Below are 26,863 nucleotides of genomic sequence, written 5' to 3'. Positions count from 1 at the left end.
CTAGTGGCTACATTTCACAAACTTAAAATAAAGGACATTTATAAAGAGACGGATGATACATCGGTTATTAGCTTTGATGTTCCTTCGGAAATTAAAAGCGAATTCCAGTTTCGCCAAGGGCAACATTTAACTCTAAAAGCCGAAATTGATGGTAACGATACAAGGCGTTCATACAGTTTATGTTCAAGTCCTGTTGATGGAGAATGGAAAGTTGCTGTAAAGCAAATACTGGGAGGTGCCTTTTCGACTTTTGTAAATGAAAAGCTGAAAACTGGGGACGAATTAGAAGTAATGGCTCCTAGTGGAAATTTTGGAGTTGAATGTCAACCTTCCGAAGAGAAAAATTATTTATTTTTTGCAGCAGGTAGTGGAATCACGCCAGTGCTGTCTATGGTAAAAGCGCATTTAGCAGCAGAGCCAAAGTCTACTTGCAAGCTTTTTTATGTAAATAAAACGGCAAAGTCTATTATTTTCAAAGAAGCGTTAGAGCAATTACGTAACAAGTATTTTGGACGATTTGAAATCTATTATTTCTTAACAAAAGAGAAAAGAGATATCGAGTTATTCAATGGTCGTTTTGATGATGATAAAATGCAAGTGTTAACTAAAACGTTTATCGATATACCTGATACTAACGACGTATTTCTTTGTGGTCCAGAAACAATGGTGAACTATGTAAGTAATTACTTGGTCAATGCAGGATTGCCTAAAGAAAATATCCACTTTGAGTTATTTGTAACTGGATTAACGGAAGAAGATAAAGCTAGACAAGAACGTTTGGCACAACAAAATGTAGAGGGTACTGAAGTTACCATAGTTGACGGAGGTAAAGAATTTTCGTTTATAATGACTAAAGAATATGATAATATTCTTGACGCAGCTTTAGGTGCAGGGGCAGATTTGCCATTTGCTTGTAAAGGTGGTGTTTGTAGTACATGTAAATGTGAGGTAATTGATGGGAATGTAGAGATGAAAATTAATTATGCGTTGAGTGATAAAGAAGTCTCTCAAAACCTTGTTTTGAGTTGTCAAGCTGTCCCAACAACAGATAAAGTAATAGTAGACTTTGATGTGTAATTTATAGTAAATAGATTCACTTAAAGTTTATGAGTTTTTAAATATATAATTATGAGCAACGAACAAATTAAAAATTTAGAAGAAATTTTTGAGGCACGCATAGCGCGAGACGAAAAAATTGAGCCTAAAGATTGGATGCCAGAGAAGTATCGTAAAACACATATTAGGCAGATGTCGCAACACGCACATAGTGAAATTGTAGGAATGTTACCGGAAGGAAACTGGATTACTAGAGCTCCTTCTTTAAGACGAAAAGCTGCATTATTAGCAAAGGTTCAAGATGAAGCTGGGCATGGGTTGTATTTGTATTCAGCTTGTGAAACCTTAGGGGTTTCTCGTGATGAGTTATATGAGCAGTTGCATTCAGGAAAGGCAAAGTACTCTTCAATTTTTAATTACCCAACAGTCACTTGGGCAGATATGGGAGCAATAGGTTGGTTAGTTGATGGAGCAGCCATCATTAATCAAGTGCCACTTTGTAATACTTCATTTGGTCCTTATGCAAGAGCAATGGTTCGTGTTTGTAAAGAAGAAAGTTTCCATCAAAGACAAGGTTTTGAAATTATGTTAAAACTCTGTAATGGGTCTCAAGAGCAAAAGGACATGGCGCAAGATGCATTAAATAGATGGTGGTGGCCAAGTCTAATGATGTTGGGGCCAACAGATGCAGAAAGTATACATACGGAGCAATCTATGAAATGGAAGCTAAAAAGAAAATCTAACGATGATCTTCGTCAGCAATTTATAGATCAAACAGTACCTCAAGCAGAACTTCTTGGTTTAACAATACCAGATCCAGATTTAAAATGGAACGAAGAGAAAGGTGTTTATGATTTTGGAGAAATTAACTGGGATGAGTTCTGGCAAGTTGTAAAAGGTCACGGTCCTTGTAACAAAAAAAGAATGAAAGACAGAGTGAATGCTTGGGAAAACGGAGAGTGGGTTCGTGATGCAGCAATGGCGTATGCAGATAAAAAAGAAGCAAGAAAATTAAAAGAAGCGATATAAATAGTAGGGAGTTTTCAATCTTGAGTTATTAGAAAATATTCTTAAACTCAATACTAACAACTCACATCTCAATACTTTAAAATTATGAGTAAGAATTGGCCCTTATGGGAAATCTTCGTAAGAAGTAAAAACGGATTAGAGCATCGTCATTTTGGGAGCTTACACGCATCAGATGCGGAGATGGCTCTAGAAAATGCAAGAGATGTATATACTAGAAGAAGTGAAGGAGTAAGTATTTGGGTAGTTGAAAGTAGTAATATTACAGCAAGTAACCCAGAACATAATGGCGAGTTATTTGAACCAGCACAAGATAAGGTGTATCGTCATCCTACTTTCTATGATTTACCAGACGAGGTAAAACATATGTAACGTGGCTTCGCCTTGAAATCGAAACTGAAACTGAAATCGAAAATGAAGTATAGCTTATGAAGAAATATGATTTAGATGGAAGATTTGAAGATTTTGCAGCTTCGGTTATTGTGTTGTTTGATAAACAACCAAAATCATTCTCAGCAGATTATTTAGCTAAACAATTAATAAGATCTGCTTGTTCGTCAGCTTTAAATTTTGGCGAATTTGCAGGAGCTGGTACTGATAAAGATAGAGCCAATAAATTAAGAATTACACTGAAGGAATTACGTGAGTCTTTAAGAAACTTAAATATCCAAATTAAAGCTAATATCTTAAAAAAAGATAATGCTGTTGGGATACTAAAAGAGAATGATGAGTTAATAAGAATTGTTGTGACACTTATTAAGAAATACAGTTAAATAACTAAAACCTTCGATTTCGATTTCATTTTCGATTTCGTTTTCAAAAAAATGAAAAATAACAATCTATACAATTATATAATATCAATAGCAGACAACAGTCTTATCCTAGCGCAACGCTTAGGTGAACTGTGTGGCCACGGTCCAACGCTTGAAACAGATATAGCAGGTACCAATATTTCATTAGATTTAATTGGTCAGACAAGAAATTACTATCAATACGCAGCGAAAATTCAAGGTGAAGGAAAGACAGAAGACGATCTTGCTTTTCTAAGGTTAGAACGCGAATATAAAAATGTGTTATTAGTAGAACAGCCAAATGATCATTTTGGTTTTGTCATGGGGCGTCAATATTTATTTGATGTGTTTCACCTATTATTTATGACAGAAATGCTAAATAGTAAAGACGAAACACTCGCTGCAATTGCAAAAAAAGGAATTAAAGAAGTAAGCTACCACAAGCGTTTTTCAGGCGACTGGGTAAAAAGATTAGGTGACGGTACAGAAGAAAGTAATGCTAAAATGCAAGAAGCAATTGATGATTTGTGGGTATACACAGATGAGCTTTTTGATCTAACCGAAGCAGATAAAGCAATGATCGCTGATGGTATAGGTGTTGACACTTCAAAACTTAAGGAGCTTTATTACGCTGAAATTTCAGAATTATTAAAAGAAGCAAATCTAACTGTTCCAGAAGGTAAATACTTTACAAGAGGTGGTAAAAAAGGAATTCACAGCGAGCATATGGGGTATATATTAAGTGATTTGCAATATATGCAACGTACTTATCCTAACATGGAATGGTAATCCTGTGAAACCGAAACTGATGAACTTTTGTTTGTCTCATCGAGCGCAATCGAGAAGTTAAATGAAACTACATAAATTGTAATGGCAGTAACTCAAACCGTAAATATCGACCAACACTTAATTCCAATTTTGGAACAAGTAAGTGATCCGGAAATTCCCGTGTTATCAGTGTTAGATCTGGGAGTTATTAGAGAGGCGATTGAGGTAGATGGAGTCATTAAAGTAAAGTTAACCCCAACCTATAGTGGTTGTCCAGCAATGGACGTAATTGGTGATGATTTAAAAGCTGCTTTTAAGCCTTTGGGGAAATTAGTTGAGGTGGAGTTAATTTTAAGTCCAGCTTGGAGTACAGACTGGATAAGTGAAGCTGGATTGCTAAAGATGGAAGAATATGGTATCGCAAGACCACTATCAGAAACAGCAGACAAAGAGGTGTTGTTGGGAAATGCTAAAAAGGTAATTTGCCCGCAATGTAAAAGTACAAATACGCATTTAGTGAGTCAATTTGGATCTACCGCATGTAAAGCATTATTTAAATGTGATGATTGCCAAGAGCCATTTGATTACTTTAAATGTTTGAAATAAATAATAACCTAAAAATGTAAATTTTAGGCGTAAAAATTAACCTTAGTTTTTGCACCTAGAATTTTTCAGTTTTAAAATAATACTATGGATCAATCAATAACGAAAGAAATAAAAAACGGAGTTGCAACTTTAACTCTTAACCGTCCAGAGGTTTTTAATAGCTTTAATAGAGAGATGGCTTTTTTGCTTCAAGATGAACTTGATGCTTGTGAAAAAGATGATGCCGTAAGAGCTATTATCTTAACCGGAAACGGAAAAGCTTTTTGTGCGGGACAAGATATTGGTGAGATTACAAATCCAGATTTAAACCCAGGATTTAAAAAAATACTTGACGATCATTATAACCCTATCATTAACAGAATTAGAGCTATTGAAAAACCAATAGTTTGTGGTGTTAATGGTGTTGCAGCAGGTGCTGGAGCAAATATAGCATTAGCTTGTGATGTAGTAATTGCAAGTGATAGAGCAAGTTTTATACAGGCTTTTAGTAAAATTGGCTTAGTGCCAGATAGTGCTGGGACATTCTTTTTACCTCGATTAATAGGCTTCGGAAAAGCATCTGCAATAATGATGTTAGGAGATAAAATTTCCGCAGAAAAAGCAGAGCAGATGGGTATGATTTATAGTGTGGTTGCTTCGGAAACTTTAATGGAAGAAGTTAATTTAAAAGCATTGACATTAGCTAATATGCCAACAAAGGCATTGGGCTTAACAAAAAGATTGCTTAATCAATCAATGAATAACAATCTTGAAGAGCAATTGAAATTAGAAAGTAAGTTACAAATTGAATCAGCTTCTACAGAAGATTATGCAGAAGGTGTAGCCGCGTTTGTAGAAAAAAGAAAACCCGTATTTAAAGGGAAGTAAAATTTAAAATATCAAACCGAAAAATTTAAAATGTAAAAGTGAAATATACTTTTGAGTTTTAAATTTTACATTTTTCATTTATGATTAAAAAAATAGGAATAATAGGAGCAGGAACAATGGGTTCTGGAATTGCGCAAGTTGCAGCTACAGCAGGTTGTGTTGTAAAATTATTTGATCTTAATCAGGCAGCTTTAGATAAAGCAAAAGCTTCTTTAGAGAAAATAATGACACGCTTAGTTGAAAAGGGTCGTATTGAATCAGAAGAAAAAATGCGTATTCAACGTAATATTAGTTACGTTAATTCTTTAAAAGAGCTAGCAGATAGTGATTTGACTATAGAGGCTATTGTTGAGAATCTTGATATTAAAAAGAAGGTTTTTCAAGAGTTAGAAAGTTATGTTTCTGACGCCTGTATAATTGCATCAAATACTTCTTCTTTGTCAATTGCTTCAATAGCATCGTCATTACAAAATCCTGAACGCTGTGTGGGAATTCACTTTTTTAATCCTGCGCCATTGATGAAACTTGTTGAAGTTATTCCTGCAATTCAGACAAGTGGTGAAGTGCTTAAAATTTCAGAAGAAACAATTAAGAGTTGGAAAAAAGTAGTTGCAGTAGCAAAGGATACTCCAGGTTTTATTGTAAATAGAGTTGCACGCCCATTTTATGGTGAAGCACTCCGTATTTATGAAGAAGGAATAGCCGATTTTGTAACCATTGATTTTGCAATGAAATCTGTTGGGGGTTTTAAAATGGGACCTTTTGAATTAATGGATTTTATAGGTAACGATGTGAATTATACTGTTACTGAAACTGTTTTTACAGCATTTTATTATGACCCGCGTTATAAGCCAGCATTTACTCAAAAACGTTTTGCAGAAGCAGGATATTTAGGTAGAAAAACTGGAAGAGGTTTTTATGATTACTCAGAAGGAACTGTTAGGCCAGAACCATCTAAAGATCAAAACCTGTTAGAAAGTATAAAGAATAGAATAGTGGTGATGTTGATCAATGAAGCTGCAGATGCTTTATTTTTAAATATTGCTAGTGCTCAAGATATTGATAATGCAATGACTAAAGGTGTTAATTATCCAAAAGGATTATTGGCTTGGGCAGATGAGTTTGGTATTAATAATTGTGTGCATGCGCTAGACGCGTTGTATGAGGAATATAGCGAAGATAGATATCGTTGTTCTCCATTATTGAGGAGAATGAATAGAGAGGATAAAATGTTTTTTAGGAATTAGGCATTTGGGATTAGAAAAAATAATATGAAAAGTAAATACCATTTTAAGTTTGAAGATTTGAATGTTTACCAAAAGGCCTTGGATTATGGAGAGGTTGTAAACGAGCAAGTAAAAATTTTCTCAAACTACGAGTTATATGCGCTTTCATCACAGTTTAGAAGAGCCTCAGATTCTATAGCACTTCATATCGCAGAAGGATATTCAGGTTCTGATGCGCAATTTGTGAAACACATTAATCACGCAATTCATAGTGCAAATGAATATGTAAGTTGTAGTACTAAATCGAGAAGAAGATCTTATATCGATTTTGAAATGGACGAAGAAAACAGGAGAATGGTTTCTGAAATTACTAAGATGCTATCTTCTTTAAGAAGTACAATTACTAAAAGAATAAATAAAAACTAATGTCTAATACCAAATCCCTAGTACCTCTCGCAGGAGAAAGAATACCACATAAAATGCTAGCTCAAGATGCTTACTCAACTTGGTTAGGAATTGAAATACTAGAATGTAAAGTTGGGCACGTAAAAGTAGGCATGACCATTCGTAAAGAAATGCTAAATAGTATGGATAAAGCACACGGTGGTATTAGTTATTCGCTTGCAGATACTGCTTTTGGATTTACAGCAAATACCCACGGAAAATATGCTGTATCTATTGAAACAAGCATCAATCATATTGAGGCTTTAAATGAAGGAGATTATATTACCGCTGAAGCAACATTAGATGTACAAAAGAATAAAGTAGGTTTTAATATCGTAGAAGTTAAACGCGATGATGAGTTAGTAGCGCTCTTTAAAGGAGTCGTGTATAGAACGAATAAAGACTGGGAAGAATAAAAAAAATAATTAGAAATTTGTTTTCGAAGCATTCGTTTTCGATTTCAATTTCGATTTCAATTTCATAAAATGGAAGCATATATAATTGACGGAGTAAGAACTCCAATAGGAAACTATAAAGGAACACTTAGCGCTGTGAGAACAGATGATTTAGGTGCACTTGTTATAAAAGCGGTAACTGATAAAAACCCGAACATTCCATTAGATGCGTATGAAGATGTGATTATGGGCTGTGCAAATCAAGCAGGTGAAGATAACCGTAATGTTGCTCGTATGAGTTTACTTCTTGCAGGATTGCCTTTTTCGGTTCCTGGCGAAACAGTAAACAGATTATGTAGTAGTGGTTTGTCTGCAATTATTCATGCTAACAGAGCAATAAAAGCTGGAGACGGTGACTTATTTATTGCTGGTGGTGTTGAGAATATGACACGTGGGCCATACGTGATGGCAAAACCTTCAACAGCTTTTGGTGGTGATAGTAAAATGTACGATTCTACATTTGGATGGCGTTTTGTAAACCCAAAAATGCAAGAGTTATATGGTGTCGATGGTATGGGAACGACGGCAGAAAACTTGGTTGAGAAATATAATATTTCAAGAGAAGATCAAGATGCATTTGCTTATAACAGCCAGATGAAAGCTACCGCGGCTCAAAAGTCTGGTCGATTAGCAAAAGAAATTGTTGCTGTTGAAATTCCGCAGCGAAAAAAAGACCCAATTATCTTTAAAGATGATGAGTTTATAAAACCAAATTCTTCAAAAGAAATATTGGCAAAATTACGACCAGCATTTAAAAAAGAAGATGGTAGTGTTACTGCTGGTAATGCCTCTGGATTAAATGATGGAGCAGCAGCTACTATTATAGCTAGTGAAGCTGCGGTAAAAAAATATAACCTAAAACCAATGGCTAGAATAGTTAGTTCTGCCGTGGTTGGAGTGGAGCCAAGAATTATGGGAATTGGTCCTGTCAACGCATCAAATAAAGCGTTAGCAAAGGCTGGTTTGAAAATGGAAGATATGGATGTAATTGAGCTTAATGAGGCATTTGCTTCGCAAGCTTTAGCATGTATTAGAGAATGGGGCTTAGCTGATAATGATGCAAGAATAAACCCTAATGGAGGTTCTATTGCAATAGGACACCCACTAGGTGTTACTGGTGCAAGAATAGCTTATTCAGCGGCATTACAATTACAAGAAACAAATAAAAGATATGCACTTATTACTATGTGTATAGGTGTAGGGCAAGGATATGCTGCTATTATTGAAAATGTGAATTTATAATTCTTTATAATGAATAAAACACAACATTACATACAAGGGCAATGGCAATCTGGAAACGGTGAAGGAATTCCTGTTTTTGATTCTATCACCGGAGAACATTTTACAAGTACAACAGTAGAGGGATTAGATGTTCCGTCTATTTTGCAATATGGGCGTGACCAAGGAGCAACACTTCGTAAAATGACATTTCAACAACGTGGTAACATGCTAAAAAGCCTAGCGCTATATCTTGAAAAAAGAAAGCAAGCTTTTTACGAAATTAGTTACCGCACAGGTGCGACAAAACGTGATAGTTGGGTTGATATTGAAGGGGGGTTTGGTAATCTTTTTGCCAATGCATCTTTACGTAAATTATTTCCTAATCAGACGTATCACGTAGAAGGAGATCCTATAGATTTATCTCGCGGGGGTCGTTTTATGGCGCATCATATTATGGTGCCTCGTGAAGGAGTTGCTGTGCATATTAATGCATTTAACTTCCCTGTTTGGGGAATGTTAGAAAAATGCGCAGTAAACTGGATGGCAGGAATGCCAGCAGTTGTATTGCCAGCGCCACAAACAGCATATTTGACGGAGGCCGTAGTAAGAGAAATCATTGCTTCGGGTATTTTACCCGAAGGATCTTTGCAACTTATTTCAGGAACAGCAAAAAATATATTAGATACAGTAGAATCTCAAGATGTAGTAACCTTTACTGGATCTGCTAAAATAGGTCGTATTCTTAAAAATCATCCACAATTGACTGCAGAGTCGGTGCCATTTACAATGGAAGCTGATAGTTTAAATGCGGCGATTCTAGGAAAAGATGCAGTGCCAGGAACACCCGAATTTGACTTATTTGTAAAAGAAGTTCGTAATGAAATGACAACAAAATGTGGTCAAAAATGTACGGCAATACGTCGTATTGTTGTTCCTCAAAATTTGGTTGGAGATGTGCAAAATGCATTGATAAAACAACTTGATAAAGTGACCATTGGTGATCCAAGATTGCGCGAAGTGCGTATGGGTTCATTGGTGAGTGATGCTCAAAGAAATAGTGTAAGGGAACAAGTTGCTAAAATTTCAGAAAGTGCAGAAATTGTCTACGGAAATTCTAATGACTTTGAAGCTATTGGTGCAGATGCTCAAAAAGGAGCATTTATGAAGCCTGTGTTATTGCGAGAAGATAATCCCTTACAAAATGAAGCAGCTCACATTACCGAAGCTTTTGGTCCTGTAAGTACAATAATGCCGTATGACACACTTGAAGATGCAATCACATTAGCTAAGATGGGTAAAGGTTCATTAGTGAGTTCTATTGTTACAAATGATGATAAAATCGCAAAAGAATATGCCGTAAATGCAGCAACGCATCACGGTCGTATTTTAATATTAAATAGAGAATCTGCAAAGCAAAGTACAGGGCATGGTAGTCCATTACCAGGATTAATTCACGGTGGTCCAGGACGTGCAGGTGGAGGAGAAGAAATGGGTGGAATGCGTGGTATTAAGCATTACTTACAACGTTGTGCCATTCAAGGAAGTCCAACCACATTGACAGAGGTTACGGGTATTTACCAGCCTAAAGCAGCTTATAAAGAAGCATCGCAACATCCTTTTAAATATCATTGGGAGGATATCCAACCGGGTATGTCTCTTAAAACGCATAATCGTACTATTACAGACACAGATATTGTAAACTTCGGAAATATTACGTGGGATCATTTTTATGCTCACACAGATACAACAAGTCTTGACGGAAGTATTTTTGAAAAACGAACTGCTCATGGATATTTTATCATATCTATGGCAGCAGGATTATTTGTATACCCAAATAAAGGGCCTGTAGCGGCTAATTATGGTTTAGAAGAAATCAGATTTTTGCGCCCTATTTATGATGGTGATACATTATACGTGCGTTTAACGTGTAAGCAAAAAGTAGACAGAGATAGTAGAGGGCAAGAACACCCAAGCGGAATAGTAAAATGGTATGTTGAAATATTTGATAAAAATGTAGACAACGCCAATGCTATTTTGCCAGAAGGAGCAGAAAAGGAAGATCCATTAGTTTGTATTGCAACCATTTTGACAATGGTAGAGAAAAAACAAGAGGTTTTTACCGAAATGACTAATGAAACGATCCAGTCGTGTCTCCATAAACTTTCAGAAGACAGCAAACCGCTATGGGGAATTATGACTCCACAGCATATGTTAGAGCATTTAGAATACACCTACAAAATTGCTTCGGGAGAAATTCAAGATTTTGATATTGCAACACCAGAAAAGTATTTGGATGTTGTCCACGATAGCCTTTATAACTTTGAAAAATTTCCGCAGAATTCTAAATTTCCAACATTAGAAAAAGATACGTTGGCACCTTTAGTTCACGAAGATTTGCAAACAGCAAAAGATAAATTTTTAGAACAACGTTTTAAATATTTAGCATTTTTTAAGGAAAATCCAGATGCTGTTTTAAAGAATTTAGTGTTTGGTGAATTAAATAAATACGAGTCTTATTTATTAGAACGAAAACATTTAAATCATCATTTTGAACAATTCAATTTAATATAAATAGATTTAATAACTATAGATTAAATGACTGAAATACTCACTTCAATATTTTTTCTTTTTGCAGTAATTGATCCAATAGGTACTGTACCTGTTTATCTAGAAGCAACAAAAGAATTAGATAAAAAACATAAAAAGAAAGTAGCTATTAGAGCATCTTTTATTGCGTTTTTAATTCTGTTGTTTTTTATAATAATTGGACAATTAATTCTCGAAGGAATGGATGTGTCATTAGATGCATTTCAAATATCTGGAGGTGTTATTCTGTTTCTATTTGCATTGACTATGATATTTGGTGACGGAAAACCTGAAACCGAAAAAAATGTAATAACCGATTATAAACACGTCACAATATTTCCAGTTGCAATACCGTCAATTGCTTCGCCAGGAGCAATAATGGCTGTTGTGCTGCTTACAGATAATCATATTTATAGCATAGAGCAACAAATGTTGACTACAGGTTTAGTGTTAATAGTAATAGTACTAACATCACTTATGTTATTAGCAGCAAGTTCAATTCAAGAAAAAATAGGATCATATGGTATAACTGTAATAAGTAAAGTGATGGGATTAATTTTAGCATCATACGCAGTACAAAGTATATTAACAGGAATAAAAGATTTCTTTTAAAAAGAACGATTAAATAATAAGTATTTACAATTAAAACGATGACAGCACCATACGTAAAAGAACATATAGAAAACGGTATCTCAACCATAGAATTTTTTCACCCAGCACATAACAGTTTGCCAGGCGATATTCTTGAAAAATTACGACAAACTATTACAGCAGCTGGAGAGAACGATGCTGTAAAAGTAATTATATTAAAAAGTGGAGGTGAGCGTACTTTCTGTGCAGGAGCAAGTTTTAAAGAATTAATAAGTATTGACGATGCAGAAACAGGACGTATTTTCTTTAGCGGATTTGCAAACGTAATTAACGCAATGCGAAAATGCCCTAAATTCATCATTGGTCGCGTACAAGGAAAAACTGTAGGTGGTGGAGTAGGTGTTGCAAGTGCAACAGATTACTGTATGGCTAGCAAATTTGCAAGCATTAAACTAAGTGAATTGAACATTGGGATAGGACCTTTTGTTGTTGGGCCAGCAGTAGAAAGAAAATTAGGTTTAACTGGGATGAGTCAAATTGCTATTGATGCAAATACTTTTTATGATGCCGAGTGGGCAAGACAAAAAGGATTGTATGCAAGTGTTCATGAATCTACAGAAGCTTTAGACGAAGCTGTTCAAGCTTTTGCTGAAAACCTTTGTACGTATAACCCTGAAGCAATGAAAGAAATGAAAAAGATAATGTGGTCAGGAACTGAAAACTGGGATACATTACTTGCTGAAAGAGCAGTCATTTCAGGAAGACTTGTGCTTTCAGATTTTACAAAAGAAACTCTTAAAAGATTTAAATAATAAGAAACAGCATAATGTAAAACTGAAAAATGTAAAAGTTTAAAGTTTGATACATTTTCAATTTTTTTAGTTTGAAATTTTATATTTAATATGATATACTCCTTCAAAGGTCACATACCAGTAGTACACGAATCTAGCTTTGTACATCCTTTAGCTGCAGTCACGGGTAACGTGATTATTGGCAAGAATTGCTACATAGGTCCTGGCGCTGCAATACGTGGTGATTGGGGAGAAATAATACTTGAAGACGGAGTGAACGTACAAGAAAATTGTACTGTACATATGTTTCCGGGAAAAAGTATTGTTTTAAAAGAAGGAGCACACGTAGGTCACGGCGCGGTAATTCACGGAGCTAATTTAGGCCGTAATTGCCTCATAGGTATGAACAGTGTGATTATGGACGATGCAGAAATAGGTGAGGAGTGTATCGTGGGAGCAATGGCTTTTGTAAAAGCAGAAACCAAGTTTGAGAAAAGACAGTTAATAGTTGGGAATCCTGCTAAAGCGATTAAAGAAGTTTCAGATGCGATGATTGCCTGGAAGACTGCGGGGACAAAGTTGTACCAGCAATTACCAGCAGATTGTCACGAGAGTTTAAAAGAAGTGGAACCACTTAGAGCGGTTCCAGCAGATAGACCAAAACAAGAAGATTTTTATAAAACGCTTCAAGAGATGAAGTCGAACAATAAAGCATAAGACGAAATGTCAAAAATAGAATTTAGAATGCCTAAAATGGGCGAAAGTATCACAGAAGGAACAATCCTTAATTGGTTGGTTCAGGAGGGCGATACGTTTGAAGAGGGAGATATTTTAGTTGAAGTAGCAACAGATAAAGTGGACAATGAAGTGCCTGCTCCATCTTCCGGTACAATGTTGTCACATAAAGTTTCGGCTAAAGATGTGGTGCCTGTGGGTGATGTTATCGCTATTCTTGAGTTGAGCGATACAGCTTCCGCGAAAATGTCACAGGCTGAAAAAATGCCAGATAAAGGAAGCCCAGCTACTTCTGAAAAGAAACCTAAAAAAGCAACGAATTCAAATTCCAGTTCTAAAGCTTATAAGGTTAATGAAAACCTATTTATATCTCCTTTAGTAGATGCCGTAGCTAGAAAAAATCATATTTCGTATGAAGAGTTAGCTCGCATTACTGGAACAGGTAAAGACGGAAGATTACGTAAAAGTGATGTTACTAATTATTTAAATGAAGGTAGACCATTTCAGTTTGCACAACCAGTTGTTGAGCCATCAGGCTTTCAAGTTCCAGACTTAAAGTTTGATAAAGGAACAGGTAAAATTGTTGAGATGGATCGTATGCGCGAGATGATTGCAGACCATATGGTGTATAGCAAACACACTTCACCACACGTTACGGCTTATGTGGAAGCAGACCTAACAGATATGGTGACTTGGCGAAATGCAAATAAATTAAAATTTCAGGAGAAACACTCTGAGAGACTCACATTTACACCGCTCTTTATTGAAGCTGTAGCAAATGCTATCAAAGATTTTCCGATGATAAATTCGTCATTAGATGGTAAAAATATTATAGTAAAAGAGGATATTAATATAGGGATGGCAACCGCTTTGCCTTCGGGGAATTTAATTGTTCCTGTAGTAAAAAATGCAGATAAGAAAGACTTAAAAGGTTTGGCAGCTGCAACAAATGAGTTAGTTGGTAAATCTCGCGAAGGAAAACTAAAAGGCGATGATATGAAGGGTAGCACATTTACCATTAGTAATGTAGGAACTTTTGGCAGCTTGATGGGTACTCCAATAATCAACCAGCCAGAAGCAGCAATTCTAGCTACGGGGATTATTAAAAAACGTGCTGAGGTAATTGAAAAACCAGAAGGTGACACTATTGAGATTAGAAGTATGATGTACTTGTCGCTATCATTTGATCATAGAATTGTAGATGGGTATTTAGCAGGTTCTTTCTTAAAGAGAATAGCAGATAATATGGAGAATTTTGATGTGGAAAGGACGTTTTGACTCACGACCGTTCGCTGACGCTCACTACACGATACACGACAATTAACGATTAATAAATGAGAAGGCATAATTTTAAGAAGTTAAGGATTTGGACGGAAGCGATGGATTTGATTGATGAGAATTATGTCTTAACAAAGACTTTACCAGACTATGAGAGGTTCGGGTTGAGAACACAAATGAATAGATGTTCAGTTTCTATTGCCTCAAATATTTCTGAGGGTTCAAGTAAAAGGACAGACAAGCATTTTTTAAAATATTTAGATGATAGCTTGGGTTCTGCTTTTGAATGGGAGACGCAATTAAATATTTGTTTAAGGCAAGGCTTTATTTCAGAGGAACGTTTTAAAATTCTTGAAGATAAGGTTCAGGCAGTTCAAAGTAAGATTTCTAATTTTATGAGCACATTAGATGCTTAAAATTTAAAAAAAAACGTTTTGAGTCACGACCTCTGGCAAAGCAAGCTGCACGACCCACGATAAAAATTTAATAAGTCGTGTTTCGTGCAGCAAACGCAGTTTGCGATCGTGATTCAAAACGTCCAACAATAGAATAATATTACAACAAATGAATAGATTAGTATCCAAAGACCTAGTTTTAAAAGCCTTTAAAAACCTAGTCACTGCAAAAGCAATGACAGAGTTATATGAGGAGAATTTTAAAATAGTTTCAAAATATGTGCACGCAACTTCTCGTGGTCACGAGATAATACAGACAGCTGTTGGTATGCAATTGCAACCACAGGATTATATGTTTCCGTATTACAGAGATGACTCAATGTTGCTTGCTATTGGGATGACTCCTTATGAGTTAATGTTGCAAGTATTAGCTAAAAAAGATGACCCATTTTCTGCTGGACGTACCTACTATTCGCACCCAAGTTTAAACGATATTGATAAACCTAAAATACCTCACCAAAGTAGTGCAACTGGAATGCAGGCAATCCCTGCAACTGGAGTTGCATTAGGATTTAGATATAAAGAGTCTTTAGGGGTTAACGAAGCAATTGCTAAGCAGGTATTTGAAGATAAACCTATAGTTGTTTGTTCTTTAGGTGATGCGAGTGTGACAGAAGGTGAGATTGCTGAAGCTTTCCAGATGGCTGCTTTAAAGCAACTTCCTATACTTTATTTAGTACAAGATAATGGTTGGGATATTTCAGCTAATGCAGCAGAAACAAGAGCACAGAATGCAGCAGAATATGCAGCTGGATTTCACGGTCTTGAAGCAATATCTATTGACGGAACTGATTTTGAAGAAAGTTATAAAACGATTAATGAAGTTATTGAGAAAATAAGAACTGAGCGAAGACCATTTTTGGTTCATGCAAAAGTGCCTTTATTAAATCATCATACTTCAGGTGTTAGGATGGAGTTTTATCGCGATGATCTAGATGAAGCTAGATCGCGAGACCCATATCCTAAAATGCTTAAATTACTTTCAGATTATAATATTTCCGAAGAAGAAATCAGAGACGTCGAAACTAAAATAAAGTCTGATGTTAAAGATAGTTTAGAGCGTGCTCAAGCTGCTGAAGATCCTAAACCTGAAGATTTATTTACGCATGATTTTGCGCCAACTCCAGTTACGAAAGAAGTGGGAGTACGTGCTCCTGAGGGTGGTGATAAAGTGGTAATGGTTGATTGTGCATTGTTTGCAATTGAAGAGTTAATGGCAAAACACCCTGAGTGTTTGTTATATGGGCAAGATGTAGGAGGACGTCTTGGTGGTGTGTTTAGAGAAGCAGCAACTTTGGCTCAAAAGTTTGGAGACAATCGTGTATTTAATACGCCTATTCAAGAAGCATTTATTGTTGGTTCTACGGTTGGTATGAGTGCTGTGGGATTGAAACCTATTGTTGAGGTTCAGTTTGCAGATTATATTTGGCCTGGGCTTAATCAATTATTTACAGAGGTTTCTAGGAGTTGTTATTTATCAAATGGTAAATGGCCAGTTTCAATGATTTTAAGAGTGCCTATTGGTGCTTACGGAAGTGGTGGTCCTTATCATTCTTCATCTATGGAGAGTGTGGTGAGTACTATTCGCGGAATTAAAATTGCATATCCGTCTAATGGAGCAGATTTAAAAGGATTAATGAAAGCGGCCTATTATGATCCTAACCCTGTGGTTATTTTTGAGCACAAAGGTTTGTACTGGAGTAAAGTAAAAGGAACAAAAGGAGCAACTTCTATTGAACCAAGTGAAGATTATATGCTGCCTTTTGGTAAAGCATGGGTGTTACAAGAAATCTGGCCTCAAGAAGAGGAAGAAACCCTTTCTATCATAACTTATGGAATGGGAGTGCATTGGGCATATAACGCCACAAGGGAATTGGGAATTACTGACCGTGTAGAGATTGTAGATTTAAGAACATTACATCCATTAGATTATGACACAGTTTTCAAGTCTGTAAACAAATGTGGTAAATGTCTAGTAGTCACTGAAGAGCCAAGCGAAAATAGTTTTAGCAGAGCTTTGCAAGGAAGAATACAAGAAGAATGTTTTCAGTCGCTTGATGCACCGGTTATGATTATTGGTTCTGAAAATATGCCTGCAATTCCATTGAATTCTGTTTTAGAAGAAACAATGATTCCTTCAACAGAAAAAGTGAAAGCTAAAATCAATGCAATTTTAAATTACTAAAATATTTGTTATAAATTGGGTGTTATTAAACAACAGTTACTTTTGTAATTTAATACCCCCTTAGTTTATTAAAAAAGTACTCTACATTATAGCCTTTTTTGCATTTTCAATGCAAGCCCAACAAACGAAACGAGAGTTAGACTCTTTGTTGTCGATACTTCCTGTTGAAATAAACTCGACAAAAACGTTCAATAAGTTGATGCTTATTGATTTTGGGCAATTTCAGACTTACAATCAATTAGACAAGGAATACCTTCGTCAAGAAAATCAGTTTTCTAGTGCAGTAAAATGGGCCATGAAATACGGAAATGAAGAGTTAGTTATTAAAGCCAAACTCGCCTTGTTCTTTTTTTATTCAGCTAATAGAAAAGATGAATTATCGATTGAGAAAGGTACAGAATTACTAAAGTTTGAGAATTCATTAACAGAAGATGAGATGCTTAAGCTTGTTTTACGATTACAAGGAACATATAAAAGTATTGAAGCGTACAATGAAATAGTAAAGCTATTACCTTACTTAGAGAAATATGTTTACAATAAAATGGATTTAGGGCTAGAAGAACCTAGAAAAAGTGCAGAGCTAGGTTGGGCTTTTTTCCATACACGAAATTATGCTGCAGCTGCGGAACAGTTTTTAGCCGAGGCAAACTATTTTGATAAAAGAAATTTAAGCAAAGTAGTAGTGGCTAGTATGATTAATAATGCAGGGCTGAGTTATGCTAAAATAGGCAACTATGAGAAGGCTAAAGAGAGTTATACTTTAGCATTGATAAAATTAAATGAAGCAGAAGTAGGGAGTGATAAATTGAATAGCAAAGAGTATATATCTTATTTTAAGGAAGTTGTGTTAGGGAGTTCTGCCGAAATCGATTTTAAAAATGGCAATTACGAGAGTGCTTTGCCAGTTTTTAAGAGGTTAATAACCTTATCAAGATCTCCTGATATTAAAGACAAATTTAAAGAGCACCAATCTCAATTTTTTGTTTCTGAAATTTATTCAAATATGAATTATCCTTCATTAGCATTAAAGTACTTAGATAGTGCTGCTACAAATGTTGAAAATATTACAGATAGAAGAATTAAAATTGAAGAGCTTAGAGGTAAAATTTATCTACAACTTGGTGATACTAATGCGTCTGTAGCAGTTTTTAGAAATGCACAAAGACTAAGTGATTCTATACAGCAAGTCCAGATATCTAGGGATAATATGGTAGCGCAAGCAAAGTATCTCAGCTTAGAAAGAGATAAAGAGCTTGATGAAATTAAAGAGGAAATAATACTGAAGGATAAGTTAAATAAGTATCAATGGTACGCTATTTTTCTTTCATTGTTTTTAATAGCCATTATTGGCTATTATTACTTTATATCATTACGATCAAATAGAATAATTAATGGTCAAAAAGTGAATCTTGAAGCAAGTGTAAAAGAGAAAGAAATACTTTTAAAAGAAATACATCATAGAGTAAAAAATAATCTTCAAGTAATTACAGGCCTATTACAATTACAATCAAAAAAAACAGATAGCCCTGCTATGCTATTGGCTTTGCAAGATTCGCAACGGCAAGTAAATAGTATGGCTTTAGTACATGAAATGTTGTTTCAACAAGAGGATCAATCTTTAGTTCCTATGAGTACATATTTAACAAAGCTTACAAACCAGCTTTTGTATAGTCTTTCAAGTAAAAATATTACTGCAAAAACTTCGATAGAAGAAACTATTGAGCTTTCAATAAATAAGGCAATTCCGTTAGGATTAATTTTGAGTGAGTTGTTAAGTAATACCTATAAATATGCTTTCGACGAAAATGAAGGTTTAGTTACGGTTGCTTTGGTGAAAAATGCCCCATTTATGTATACTTTTAAATACTCAGATAATGGAAAAGGACTTCCGAGTAATTTTAATATGAAATCACAAAAAACATTAGGATTTAGATTATTGCATATGTTAGCTGAAGAGCTAGGTGGTGAAATATTAATTGACGGTATTTCTGGGTTGAAAATTGAAGTGAACTTTAAAGACGAAAATAGTAATGGCTAGGAAAATTTATGTAGTTGAGGATATGGCCATCTCAAGAGCAGCATTGATAAGCACACTTGAAGATAATGATTTTGAAGTGGTAGGTAGTAGTGCTAGTGGCGATAAAGCTTGGATTGAAATTAAGGAGTTAGATGTAGATATAGCCTTGTTAGACATTAATCTTGTAGGAGATAGAGATGGAGTCTGGTTGGCTAAAATGATACGTAATTATAAAAATATGCCTATCATTTTTTTAACGGCATATGGTGATGAAAAGACCTTAGAAGAAATAAGAGAAGTTGAACCTAATGGCTATCTAATGAAGCCATTTAACGCGCCTACATTAGTAACATTAATTGATATAGCTAGTCGTTCATTTAGAAAATCTGAACAACATAAAAACTTAAAGGATGAGAGTAGTCCAACAGTAATTATTAAAGAAGGGAGTGACTTATTAAATATTAAAATATCTCAAATCCAATACTTCAAAAGTGAAGGTAATTATCTAGAGGTTGCTGTACATGGAAGAAAACATATTACTAGAGAAAAGCTAGTTGATTTTCTAGATCAGATTTCAAATAATGATTTTGTACAGGTGCATAGAAGATATGCAGTTAATTTAAATTGCGTTACACGAATAGCTACAAATACAGTTTTTGTAGATAGTATTGAAATTCCCATTTCCAGATCTTTTAAGGAAAATTTATCTAAAGCGCTCGCTAAAAGAGGGTAACATTTACTTGTGCTTAAGTATTTTAGTTACATACTTACCATTTTATTGTTTATTCGTCACATATTTTTGTGAATAGATGCTTTTTTATAGAATTTGAAAATACAATTTGTATGTACAGCAAGTTGTGTGCTCAAATATCTGTTTTAGAGGTTTTTGGGTCTAAGTTAATGTAATTAAATATACTCTTATTTATGTCATCCCCCACAAAAGTATTTATAGCACATAGCAATAGCGCAAGTTTAAATTCTTTAAATGAGTTGCTGAAAAATAACACTGTAGAAGTAATAAATTCTACTAAATATGGTGGTACAGCACTTAGAACAATTATTAGGGAGAAACCAGATTTTGCTATTCTTAATTATTCATTAATCAATGCATCAGCTTTTGATGTAATTGCTGATATCAATAAAAAAGGAATCAATACTAGGTTCTGCGTATTGTATAATGAGGCAACTTATGAAGATTATTTAATCGCAAAATCGTTAGATATTAATAGTAATATTGTTTTTGATATTTCTAACGATCACATGAAAGTTGAGCTTCAACATTTTCTAGAAGGATCTTGCTCATTAAATGCTTTTAAAAATTTATCAGTTAATGATTCTCATAAAGAGAAACTGTCTGGATTAAATGCTGGAAGTCTTGAAGTTTTAGTTTTACTTACCCTCTATGGTGAAATGAAATCAATTTTGAAAAAGACAGGAATGGATAAGGATAGTCTAAATAACAAAGTAAAAGAAATTTGCGACACACTCAAGTTTGAAAATTTCACTCAACTTGTACACTGGGGCAAAAAGAATCAAAAGCTAATATTTGATCTAGCCGTTAAAGCTTCTTAATATTATTTCATTCTCAATGTTTCTATACGTTGAGATTTCTTTTTTAAAATTATAGGTTCTTCATTTTCTCTTGTTATATAAAACATTAAAATTTCCGAAGAACTTTTTAAAAACTCATTATAAGGTGTTGTTATCTCTATTTGATATTTCCCCACATCAAGAGATACAGCACTTGTTAATGAAATTGCCGAATCTAAATTAACGCTGTGAAATTTTAATGATTCATCTAGCGCATTTTCAAAGACAATTTTATCAATTTTTATTTTTTCTGAAGTACTTAAACGGGCTATATATTTAATATAAATAACTCCAGACGGTCTGCCTGGAGTTATTATTTGCTTATGTACTGTGTCAATTTGGACTGTTTTACAACTCATGCAAAGTATTGATAGTAGTATTAAAGCTTTTTTCAAATTATAGAAATTTAATTTTTAATTACTCTTTTAGTTTTTATCCCATTTTCAGTAGTAACTTTTACAAAATAGATGGCATTACCATAGGAAGAAAGATCAACCTGAATGTTGTTTAACTTATCAGTATTGATTTTCTCAAGGATTCTCCCTCTAACATCTATAATTTCAATATTAGAAATAATAGCGTGTGGAGAGTTAACATTTATTATCCCATCTGCCGGATTAGGGTATATCGAAATAGACGATAAAGTAACATCATCAACTCCTAATGGATTGTTTTGAAATATAATAATAAAACGATTATTGAATGTTCCAGCAGTACTAGTAAATGTGTAATTTTCCTCATTCATATTAGTAGTAGTGCCTACTAAATTGTCAATTAGATATACTGTAGCATTAGAAATAAGGTCACCTTCTTTATCTAAGGATGAAATAGTATAAGATAGTTCTTCGTCTAATAATGTCGAGAAGCCCATAGATATACTCATTTCATCATTAAAAGCTTCTCTAGATTGTATGCTTAATTGTTCTGTACCATCTTGTAAATGAGTGTATAAAGAAACCTCGGTTCCAATTTTTTTAGTGTCAAAACCATAATCAAATCCTTCACTTGCAGCAGAAGTAAAACCTATTAAGTTAGAACTACCCTTATCGCTTTGTGTTTCTCGAACTGAAAACCATAAACGATTTGCATCTTCAAGTGAAGAACGCAAAGTTGTATTTCCTGAGCTTACACGCATTGCATTGGTGAATTTTATAGTTCCGCCTGCATTTGCTTTGATTCCAAAACCTTGAGCTGTAGCAATAATATTTGTAGGAGTAGTCCCGCCATTTGCTGCGGGAGCTGTTCCTCCCATGTTATTATATGTTGAAATATCTTCCATACTAAAATTTTGCTCACCATAAGGTCCATTCATAACTCCTGGTGGCGTTAAGTGTTCCCAAAAATATAGCTCACTAATAATACCGCTATTTTCTGATAAAAACAGATTTGCGTCTATTGCAGACGGATATGGATTAGATAGGAAATTAGCGCTGTCATCTTTATTAGTATTGTTGAATCCTGCAGTGTAGTTGATTTCTCCACTATTTAAAGTTCCACCGTCAAAAGTGTAATTATAGATACCACTATCAGTATATGATGGTCTTACAATATACCCTTCAGCAGGGTTTAATAGACCTGTGTAATATGATAAGTCATCTCCTTCTTGATCGTAAAAATTGATACCATCAATTGAATTTGTAGTATACATTTCATAAGAATCTGTATCGTGATTTAACACTTGATATGCACTATTGAATACTGTCTCAGAAGTTGCCGTCATTGGGCTACCTAAAATCATAAACTCTCTTTCATCTAATGATGGAGTGGTAACCATTACGTTAATTGATCCATTATTAATGACAGTAGCATCGTCTTCAACTTGTACAAAACTACCTTGATGTAGTACGTTTAATGTTGCGTTTGTTTCTATTGTAGCGCTATTTTGTAATGAAATGTATGTTTCAGCAGCAACATTTACAATACTTGTTCCCGAAATTATTAGTGAGCAAGCATCAATAGAGCCATCAGTATCTGTGTTGTAGTTTCCATTTATTACAGCTATATCAGTTGAATTAGGTATTCCTGATGGAGTCCAACTAGAGCCGTCCCAAGTTTTTGTAATTCCTGTGCAACGAGCTTCAATAGCTATTTCCCATAAACCACGACCAAATGTTCCTATGTATAATTTTTGATCTGTGTAGTTAATATCTAAATCGTCTACTCTAACGTTTGGTAATCCTGTGCCGAGTTTTGTCCAGTTTGCTGACGAGTTATCTTTAATATAAGGTCCTAGTTCAGTTCCTAAATACAATGTTTCATTTGTAAGCATCGTATTTAGCTTAACTTTTTTCATAATAATGTTAGGAAGTCCATCACTAATATTAGTCCAACTACTACCATTATTAGTGGATTTGTAAACTTTTTTCCCAGCTTCGTAGCCTCTTACAGTTGCGTATACAATATTTGTATTTGGCAAAGCCGAAAAGCTATTAAAAAGTTGTCCAGTAGGAGGGGTTACGGTAGTCCAAGTTGCCCCATCATTAACGCTTAACCTTGCTGTGCCTTCTTCATTAATAGTAAATATTTTAACTGAAGTACCATTAGAAACAACTTCAATAAAATTAGTTTCTGAAATACCTGAATTTAAAGCAGTCCAAGAGACTCCTCTATTTGTTGATTTTTTAATGTCGCCATGACAAGCATAAATTGTTTCGGCAGTTGTTGGGTGAAGTGCCATAGGTGAAACAAAAGCGGCAGTTGTTGAGCTAGGTAAAATTTCATCGTAAGAATCATACGAAATAGAGAACCCATCATAGGATACTCCTAAGGAACCATTAGTTCCACCAAGATATCTAATATTAGAATCACTAATATCAATAGCTGTAGATGTTCCATCTCCTGCTAAACAAGATACCCATTGCCTAGTTCCATCTTTTAGTATTCTTGAAAAACCATCATTATCTTGATTTGCCATCATAAAATTATCGCCATTTGTTTCTTGCGTTACTGCAATATTATATGGTTGTGTGATAATTAATGTATTTGATAGATCATCCCAAGGGGTTGTACTAGTTGCATTAAACGGCCCTTTGTGAATTCCTCCATCGTGTCCATTTAAAACGGTTACACCATCTGCTAAAAAAGAAAGATGATGGTGGTCTGCGTGAACATAAAACCCTGCGCCTGGAGGGCTATCATATGCATTAAGCAACGTAGAAAATGTTGTTCCACCATTTGTTGAGCGATATCCATTTACACCAGCTACTACAATGTGGTTTTTGTTAGTAGGTGAAATAGCAAGACATTGATCATAGCCTTCTTGCGAACTAAAACCTGCTATTGTAGTAGTTGAAACTAAATCTGCCGAAGTGTAATCAATTGCAAATCTATATTTTCGGAACTCTCCGTCTTGGCTTAGACCATAGAAATGATCTAAATCATTAGCTGTAGTTGTTAGTTTCAATAATTTTTTATCATTTTCACCTTCAAACACATCGTGTGTTTCGAAAGTTGCGCCCCCATCAATAGATACATAAATAGCATCATAAAAGTCTGATAAAATAACTTTGTTAGGATCATTAGGGTCAAATACAATGCTTTGGAACTTTTCAGTAAAAGTTACAGCTGGAACAACAACATTATTCCAAGTAGTCCCGCTATCTGTAGTGACTTTTACATCAGTATTTGTAAGTGCAAATATTTTAGTGCTACTTCCAGGAGCAAATTCTAAATCTCTAATAAATTCATTTTCTTCTAATCCAAATGTAAGTCCTGTTGGATTCCAAGTTTCTCCAGCATCAATCGATTTAAAGACACCAATTGATGAAATATGTTCTCCATCTTCATCTCCTGTAGCTATATAAACAATATCAGTATTGTTTGGGTCAACTAAGATATCTGTAACTCCTAATCCTGCTAGAAAATCAGATTTCGGAGTCCATAAAACTCCATTGTTTGTTGTCTTCCAAACTCCTCCAGCAGCAGAACCGGCATACATAATATCTGTGTTTGTTGGGTCCTCAGCAATTACATTAATTCTTCCTTTCCCAGGATAGCCTGTATAATTATTTTCTGCTGGTCTGTCAATAGGTCCTATTTGTGTCCAAGCATTTGTATTTGCAATTCTATTTTGTTGTTGGGTTTCCAATAATAAATTAATAAAAGTTTCTTTTGAACTTCTATTATTAACTTGAGTAGGGAAAGACCCATTAGCATTTATTTTATCTCTCCAGATATATGCCCATCTTTCAAATTGTTTATAAGCTTTTTTATTATCTCTATTAGATAAATCCATCAAAGCAAACTCAGCTCTTTTTTGAGCTACAAGTTCAAAGAAGTTAGCATTAGGGTCTGTCACTTTAGATTTGTAAGTATCACTTTTAGTTGTGAGTTGAGCTACACTAATACTAGTGATAAAAAATGTAGCAACAATGAGTAGGTGTTTAGTCATAAGATGAAAAGGTTTCATAACATTTAATTTAGTTTAGTAAAACAAAAATATCCATTAGCTCTACCCAACATTATTTTTAATAGTTAAAACAAATTTTAACAACTACGCAACTACTACGCAAGGTATAAATACCTTACTTTTGATAGCCTCAACGTATCATTTGCTCACTTTAGAGCAAGTATCTATAAACACGGTAATTGCTTTTATGAGATTAACTTTTACAGGGATTTTTTTATTATTTACAGCACTAATTTCGGCTCAATCAAATTCTAGTTATGTGCGATTAATTGACTCTGCAGATATTTATGTTCTTGAAGATGCTCGAAGAGCTTTACAGTTTCTAGATAGCATCCCAACGCCAATTAAAAAGTTTTTAAACGGTAGGGTGGGAGAATATTACTTACTTCAAGGTCATGCATTCGATCGTGAAAAAAATCAATCTAAAGTTTATGGGAGTTACCTTTTATCTTTAAGAAATGCTGAAATAGAAAACGATTATGATACCGCAGGAGATGCTAGCTTAGAATTGTTTTCTAATTTATATTTTGTAAAACAAGATAGTACGGCTTTTAAATATCTCGACTTAGCTAAAAAATATTATACACTTTCTGGAAATGATAATGGTTTAGTTGAGGTGAGTCAAATGCCTGCATACGTCGCTTTTTTAGCTCACGAATATGAAGAAAGTAATGCTTTGATTTTAGCTGATTTAGACCAGTATAAAAATGTTGCAGATGATGCCTATTATTATCTGTTTGCAAACTTTATGTTAGCTTCTAATTATATACACCTTAATGATGATGCTAATGCTAATAAGTATTTACATATTTTCAGAAGTCTAAAAACGAACCCAACAATAGCTCCGTTTAATTACAATAGTTATGAGGCTGCGCTAAATATATGCATGTCTCACTTGCATTTAAAACGAAAGCAAATAGATTCTACACTTCAATACTTGTCTAATGCGAAACAATTACGAGATTTAATTTCATTAAATTCAGTTGGAGAATATTATTCATTATATGCTGAAGCACTTGAGCTTGCTGGAAAAAATGATGAAAGTCACATGTATTTAGATTCCATTCAAATTTACCAACAGAAACTATTAAATGATAATATTAATGCTAGTTTAGAAATAAATGATAATCTTTTAGATACTGAAGAAGCGCTGCACGAGCAAACAGTAAAAGTACATGAAAACGAGAATAGGTTATTGCTATTAGCTCTACTATTGTTAGGATTACTGATAGTATTTGTTTTGGTTTATAAAAAATATAAAACACAATTAAAAGGATCTATACATCAGAAGAACGACTACTCTCAGCTTCAAACTAAAAATGAAAAACTAAAAGTTAGAACTCACGAATTAGAACTTTATATAACCGATATTAAAAATCAAGTAAAACAAATCGCTTCCATTGGTGGTGAGGATTTGCAAAAAGAGAAAATTAGAGGATTGTATAGGACTATCAATGCAGATTCAGCTAACTTAAAAAACAGTGAGGAGTATCATTTGAACGTTTTAAAACAATTGAATGAGCCTTTCTTTTTAACTATAAAAAAGGATCATCCTGATCTTTCAGATACTGATTTTCTAGTGTGTTATTATCTTAAGCTTGGTTTTATGAATAAAGAGATTGCATTTTTTCTTGAGCGGTCTCTAAGGGCAATTGAGAGTCAGCGATATAGAATAAGTAAAAAGATGAATCTCAAAAGTAGTAAAGATTTATTGACCTATCTAAATGATAATTATTAGAATAATTTATAAAAAAAGAGCCCAAATAT

Annotated in this window: 24 protein-coding genes; 22 read left to right on the top strand and 2 right to left on the bottom strand. The window is 34.3% G+C overall.

Annotation, left to right across the window (positions count from 1 at the left end; all coding sequences use genetic code 11):
• Nucleotides 1-3 precede the first annotated feature (3 nt).
• From paaE to GBH57_RS00545, 21 genes are all read left to right on the top strand, one after another.
• On the top strand, nt 4-1,077 hold the full coding sequence (gene paaE, locus GBH57_RS00645; RefSeq protein ID WP_151672122.1) for a 1,2-phenylacetyl-CoA epoxidase subunit PaaE: 1,074 nt from the start codon (nt 4-6) through the stop codon (nt 1,075-1,077).
• A 51-nt stretch (nt 1,078-1,128) separates the two neighbouring features.
• Nucleotides 1,129-2,085, top strand: a complete 957-nt coding sequence (gene paaA, locus GBH57_RS00640; protein WP_151672121.1) for a 1,2-phenylacetyl-CoA epoxidase subunit PaaA — start codon at nt 1,129-1,131, stop codon at nt 2,083-2,085.
• Nucleotides 2,086-2,169: 84 nt separating this feature from the next.
• On the top strand, nt 2,170-2,454 hold the full coding sequence (paaB, locus tag GBH57_RS00635) for a 1,2-phenylacetyl-CoA epoxidase subunit PaaB (protein ID WP_151672120.1): 285 nt from the start codon (nt 2,170-2,172) through the stop codon (nt 2,452-2,454).
• Nucleotides 2,455-2,510: 56 nt separating this feature from the next.
• Complete coding sequence (locus GBH57_RS00630) at nt 2,511-2,855, top strand: four helix bundle protein (protein WP_151672119.1); 345 nt, start codon at nt 2,511-2,513, stop codon at nt 2,853-2,855.
• Nucleotides 2,856-2,906: 51 nt separating this feature from the next.
• Nucleotides 2,907-3,662, top strand: a complete 756-nt coding sequence (gene paaC, locus GBH57_RS00625; protein ID WP_151672118.1) for a 1,2-phenylacetyl-CoA epoxidase subunit PaaC — start codon at nt 2,907-2,909, stop codon at nt 3,660-3,662.
• Nucleotides 3,663-3,743: 81 nt separating this feature from the next.
• Entirely contained in the window at nt 3,744-4,247 is a 504-nt protein-coding gene (gene paaD / locus GBH57_RS00620) for a 1,2-phenylacetyl-CoA epoxidase subunit PaaD (RefSeq protein ID WP_151672117.1), read from the top strand.
• A gap of 84 nt (nt 4,248-4,331) precedes the next feature.
• A complete protein-coding gene (locus tag GBH57_RS00615; RefSeq protein ID WP_151672116.1) occupies nt 4,332-5,114 on the top strand; it encodes an enoyl-CoA hydratase-related protein in 783 nt (260 codons plus the stop codon).
• An 80-nt stretch (nt 5,115-5,194) separates the two neighbouring features.
• A complete protein-coding gene (locus GBH57_RS00610; RefSeq protein WP_151672115.1) occupies nt 5,195-6,361 on the top strand; it encodes a 3-hydroxyacyl-CoA dehydrogenase NAD-binding domain-containing protein in 1,167 nt (388 codons plus the stop codon).
• Between the two features lie 24 nt (nt 6,362-6,385).
• Complete coding sequence (locus GBH57_RS00605; protein ID WP_151672114.1) at nt 6,386-6,766, top strand: four helix bundle protein; 381 nt, start codon at nt 6,386-6,388, stop codon at nt 6,764-6,766.
• Nucleotides 6,766-7,200: a PaaI family thioesterase gene (locus GBH57_RS00600; RefSeq protein ID WP_151672113.1), complete on the top strand. Its 435-nt coding sequence runs from the start codon at nt 6,766-6,768 to the stop codon at nt 7,198-7,200. Before GBH57_RS00605 ends, GBH57_RS00600 begins: the two co-directional genes overlap by 1 nt.
• 69 nt (nt 7,201-7,269) lie before the next feature.
• Nucleotides 7,270-8,481 (top strand): 3-oxoadipyl-CoA thiolase, encoded by a 1,212-nt coding sequence (gene pcaF / locus GBH57_RS00595; RefSeq protein WP_151672112.1) that lies wholly within the window; start codon nt 7,270-7,272, stop codon nt 8,479-8,481.
• A gap of 9 nt (nt 8,482-8,490) precedes the next feature.
• Nucleotides 8,491-11,031, top strand: a complete 2,541-nt coding sequence (gene paaZ / locus GBH57_RS00590) for a phenylacetic acid degradation bifunctional protein PaaZ (protein ID WP_151672111.1) — start codon at nt 8,491-8,493, stop codon at nt 11,029-11,031.
• A gap of 24 nt (nt 11,032-11,055) precedes the next feature.
• On the top strand, nt 11,056-11,658 hold the full coding sequence (locus GBH57_RS00585; protein WP_151672110.1) for a MarC family protein: 603 nt from the start codon (nt 11,056-11,058) through the stop codon (nt 11,656-11,658).
• A 38-nt stretch (nt 11,659-11,696) separates the two neighbouring features.
• Nucleotides 11,697-12,449, top strand: coding sequence for an enoyl-CoA hydratase/isomerase family protein (locus GBH57_RS00580; RefSeq protein WP_151672109.1), 753 nt, complete (start codon nt 11,697-11,699; stop codon nt 12,447-12,449).
• Nucleotides 12,450-12,539: 90 nt separating this feature from the next.
• Nucleotides 12,540-13,145 carry an acyltransferase gene (locus GBH57_RS00575; RefSeq protein WP_151672108.1) on the top strand — a complete coding sequence of 202 codons (606 nt, stop codon included), beginning with the start codon at nt 12,540-12,542 and terminating at the stop codon, nt 13,143-13,145.
• A gap of 6 nt (nt 13,146-13,151) precedes the next feature.
• Complete coding sequence (locus GBH57_RS00570; RefSeq protein ID WP_151672107.1) at nt 13,152-14,441, top strand: dihydrolipoamide acetyltransferase family protein; 1,290 nt, start codon at nt 13,152-13,154, stop codon at nt 14,439-14,441.
• A 56-nt stretch (nt 14,442-14,497) separates the two neighbouring features.
• Entirely contained in the window at nt 14,498-14,857 is a 360-nt protein-coding gene (locus GBH57_RS00565) for a four helix bundle protein (protein ID WP_151672106.1), read from the top strand.
• Nucleotides 14,858-15,005: 148 nt separating this feature from the next.
• Nucleotides 15,006-17,081, top strand: a complete 2,076-nt coding sequence (locus tag GBH57_RS00560) for an alpha-ketoacid dehydrogenase subunit alpha/beta (RefSeq protein WP_151672105.1) — start codon at nt 15,006-15,008, stop codon at nt 17,079-17,081.
• 109 nt (nt 17,082-17,190) lie between these two features.
• The gene (locus GBH57_RS00555; RefSeq protein WP_151672104.1) at nt 17,191-19,119 is read left to right on the top strand and encodes a sensor histidine kinase; all 1,929 of its coding nucleotides are present in this window, start codon (nt 17,191-17,193) and stop codon (nt 19,117-19,119) included.
• Nucleotides 19,112-19,831, top strand: a complete 720-nt coding sequence (locus GBH57_RS00550; RefSeq protein WP_151672103.1) for a LytR/AlgR family response regulator transcription factor — start codon at nt 19,112-19,114, stop codon at nt 19,829-19,831. Before GBH57_RS00555 ends, GBH57_RS00550 begins: the two co-directional genes overlap by 8 nt.
• 191 nt (nt 19,832-20,022) lie before the next feature.
• Nucleotides 20,023-20,670 (top strand): response regulator, encoded by a 648-nt coding sequence (locus GBH57_RS00545; protein WP_151672102.1) that lies wholly within the window; start codon nt 20,023-20,025, stop codon nt 20,668-20,670.
• A gap of 2 nt (nt 20,671-20,672) precedes the next feature.
• Here the strand turns inward: GBH57_RS00545 and GBH57_RS00540 are convergent, their stop codons facing one another.
• Both GBH57_RS00540 and GBH57_RS00535 read right to left on the bottom strand, forming a co-directional pair.
• Nucleotides 20,673-21,047 carry a hypothetical protein gene (locus tag GBH57_RS00540; protein ID WP_151672101.1) on the bottom strand — a complete coding sequence of 125 codons (375 nt, stop codon included), beginning with the start codon at nt 21,045-21,047 and terminating at the stop codon, nt 20,673-20,675.
• Between the two features lie 47 nt (nt 21,048-21,094).
• Nucleotides 21,095-25,078 carry a T9SS type A sorting domain-containing protein gene (locus tag GBH57_RS00535; RefSeq protein WP_161596047.1) on the bottom strand — a complete coding sequence of 1,328 codons (3,984 nt, stop codon included), beginning with the start codon at nt 25,076-25,078 and terminating at the stop codon, nt 21,095-21,097.
• A gap of 205 nt (nt 25,079-25,283) precedes the next feature.
• Here GBH57_RS00535 and GBH57_RS00530 point away from each other — a divergent pair, with 205 nt between their 5' ends.
• Nucleotides 25,284-26,834 carry a helix-turn-helix transcriptional regulator gene (locus tag GBH57_RS00530; protein WP_151672099.1) on the top strand — a complete coding sequence of 517 codons (1,551 nt, stop codon included), beginning with the start codon at nt 25,284-25,286 and terminating at the stop codon, nt 26,832-26,834.
• Nucleotides 26,835-26,863 lie beyond the last annotated feature (29 nt).

The organism is Patiriisocius marinus (assembly GCF_008974325.1).
Classification (GTDB): domain Bacteria; phylum Bacteroidota; class Bacteroidia; order Flavobacteriales; family Flavobacteriaceae; genus Patiriisocius; species Patiriisocius marinus.
The sequence above is the reverse complement of the archived record's forward strand: the minus strand, read 5'-3'. Positions and strand labels throughout refer to the sequence as shown.

Coding starts and splice junctions, on each gene's coding strand:
- paaA (WP_151672121.1), top strand. CDS start 1,129: ATGAGCAACGAACAAATTAAAAATTTAGAAGAAATTTTTGAGGCACGC.
- paaB (WP_151672120.1), top strand. CDS start 2,170: ATGAGTAAGAATTGGCCCTTATGGGAAATCTTCGTAAGAAGTAAAAAC.
- GBH57_RS00630 (WP_151672119.1), top strand. CDS start 2,511: ATGAAGAAATATGATTTAGATGGAAGATTTGAAGATTTTGCAGCTTCG.
- paaC (WP_151672118.1), top strand. CDS start 2,907: ATGAAAAATAACAATCTATACAATTATATAATATCAATAGCAGACAAC.
- paaD (WP_151672117.1), top strand. CDS start 3,744: ATGGCAGTAACTCAAACCGTAAATATCGACCAACACTTAATTCCAATT.
- GBH57_RS00615 (WP_151672116.1), top strand. CDS start 4,332: ATGGATCAATCAATAACGAAAGAAATAAAAAACGGAGTTGCAACTTTA.
- GBH57_RS00610 (WP_151672115.1), top strand. CDS start 5,195: ATGATTAAAAAAATAGGAATAATAGGAGCAGGAACAATGGGTTCTGGA.
- GBH57_RS00605 (WP_151672114.1), top strand. CDS start 6,386: ATGAAAAGTAAATACCATTTTAAGTTTGAAGATTTGAATGTTTACCAA.
- GBH57_RS00600 (WP_151672113.1), top strand. CDS start 6,766: ATGTCTAATACCAAATCCCTAGTACCTCTCGCAGGAGAAAGAATACCA.
- pcaF (WP_151672112.1), top strand. CDS start 7,270: ATGGAAGCATATATAATTGACGGAGTAAGAACTCCAATAGGAAACTAT.
- paaZ (WP_151672111.1), top strand. CDS start 8,491: ATGAATAAAACACAACATTACATACAAGGGCAATGGCAATCTGGAAAC.
- GBH57_RS00585 (WP_151672110.1), top strand. CDS start 11,056: ATGACTGAAATACTCACTTCAATATTTTTTCTTTTTGCAGTAATTGAT.
- GBH57_RS00580 (WP_151672109.1), top strand. CDS start 11,697: ATGACAGCACCATACGTAAAAGAACATATAGAAAACGGTATCTCAACC.
- GBH57_RS00575 (WP_151672108.1), top strand. CDS start 12,540: ATGATATACTCCTTCAAAGGTCACATACCAGTAGTACACGAATCTAGC.
- GBH57_RS00570 (WP_151672107.1), top strand. CDS start 13,152: ATGTCAAAAATAGAATTTAGAATGCCTAAAATGGGCGAAAGTATCACA.
- GBH57_RS00565 (WP_151672106.1), top strand. CDS start 14,498: ATGAGAAGGCATAATTTTAAGAAGTTAAGGATTTGGACGGAAGCGATG.
- GBH57_RS00560 (WP_151672105.1), top strand. CDS start 15,006: ATGAATAGATTAGTATCCAAAGACCTAGTTTTAAAAGCCTTTAAAAAC.
- GBH57_RS00555 (WP_151672104.1), top strand. CDS start 17,191: ATGCAAGCCCAACAAACGAAACGAGAGTTAGACTCTTTGTTGTCGATA.
- GBH57_RS00550 (WP_151672103.1), top strand. CDS start 19,112: ATGGCTAGGAAAATTTATGTAGTTGAGGATATGGCCATCTCAAGAGCA.
- GBH57_RS00545 (WP_151672102.1), top strand. CDS start 20,023: ATGTCATCCCCCACAAAAGTATTTATAGCACATAGCAATAGCGCAAGT.
- GBH57_RS00540 (WP_151672101.1), bottom strand. CDS start 21,047: ATGAGTTGTAAAACAGTCCAAATTGACACAGTACATAAGCAAATAATA.
- GBH57_RS00535 (WP_161596047.1), bottom strand. CDS start 25,078: ATGACTAAACACCTACTCATTGTTGCTACATTTTTTATCACTAGTATT.
- GBH57_RS00530 (WP_151672099.1), top strand. CDS start 25,284: ATGAGATTAACTTTTACAGGGATTTTTTTATTATTTACAGCACTAATT.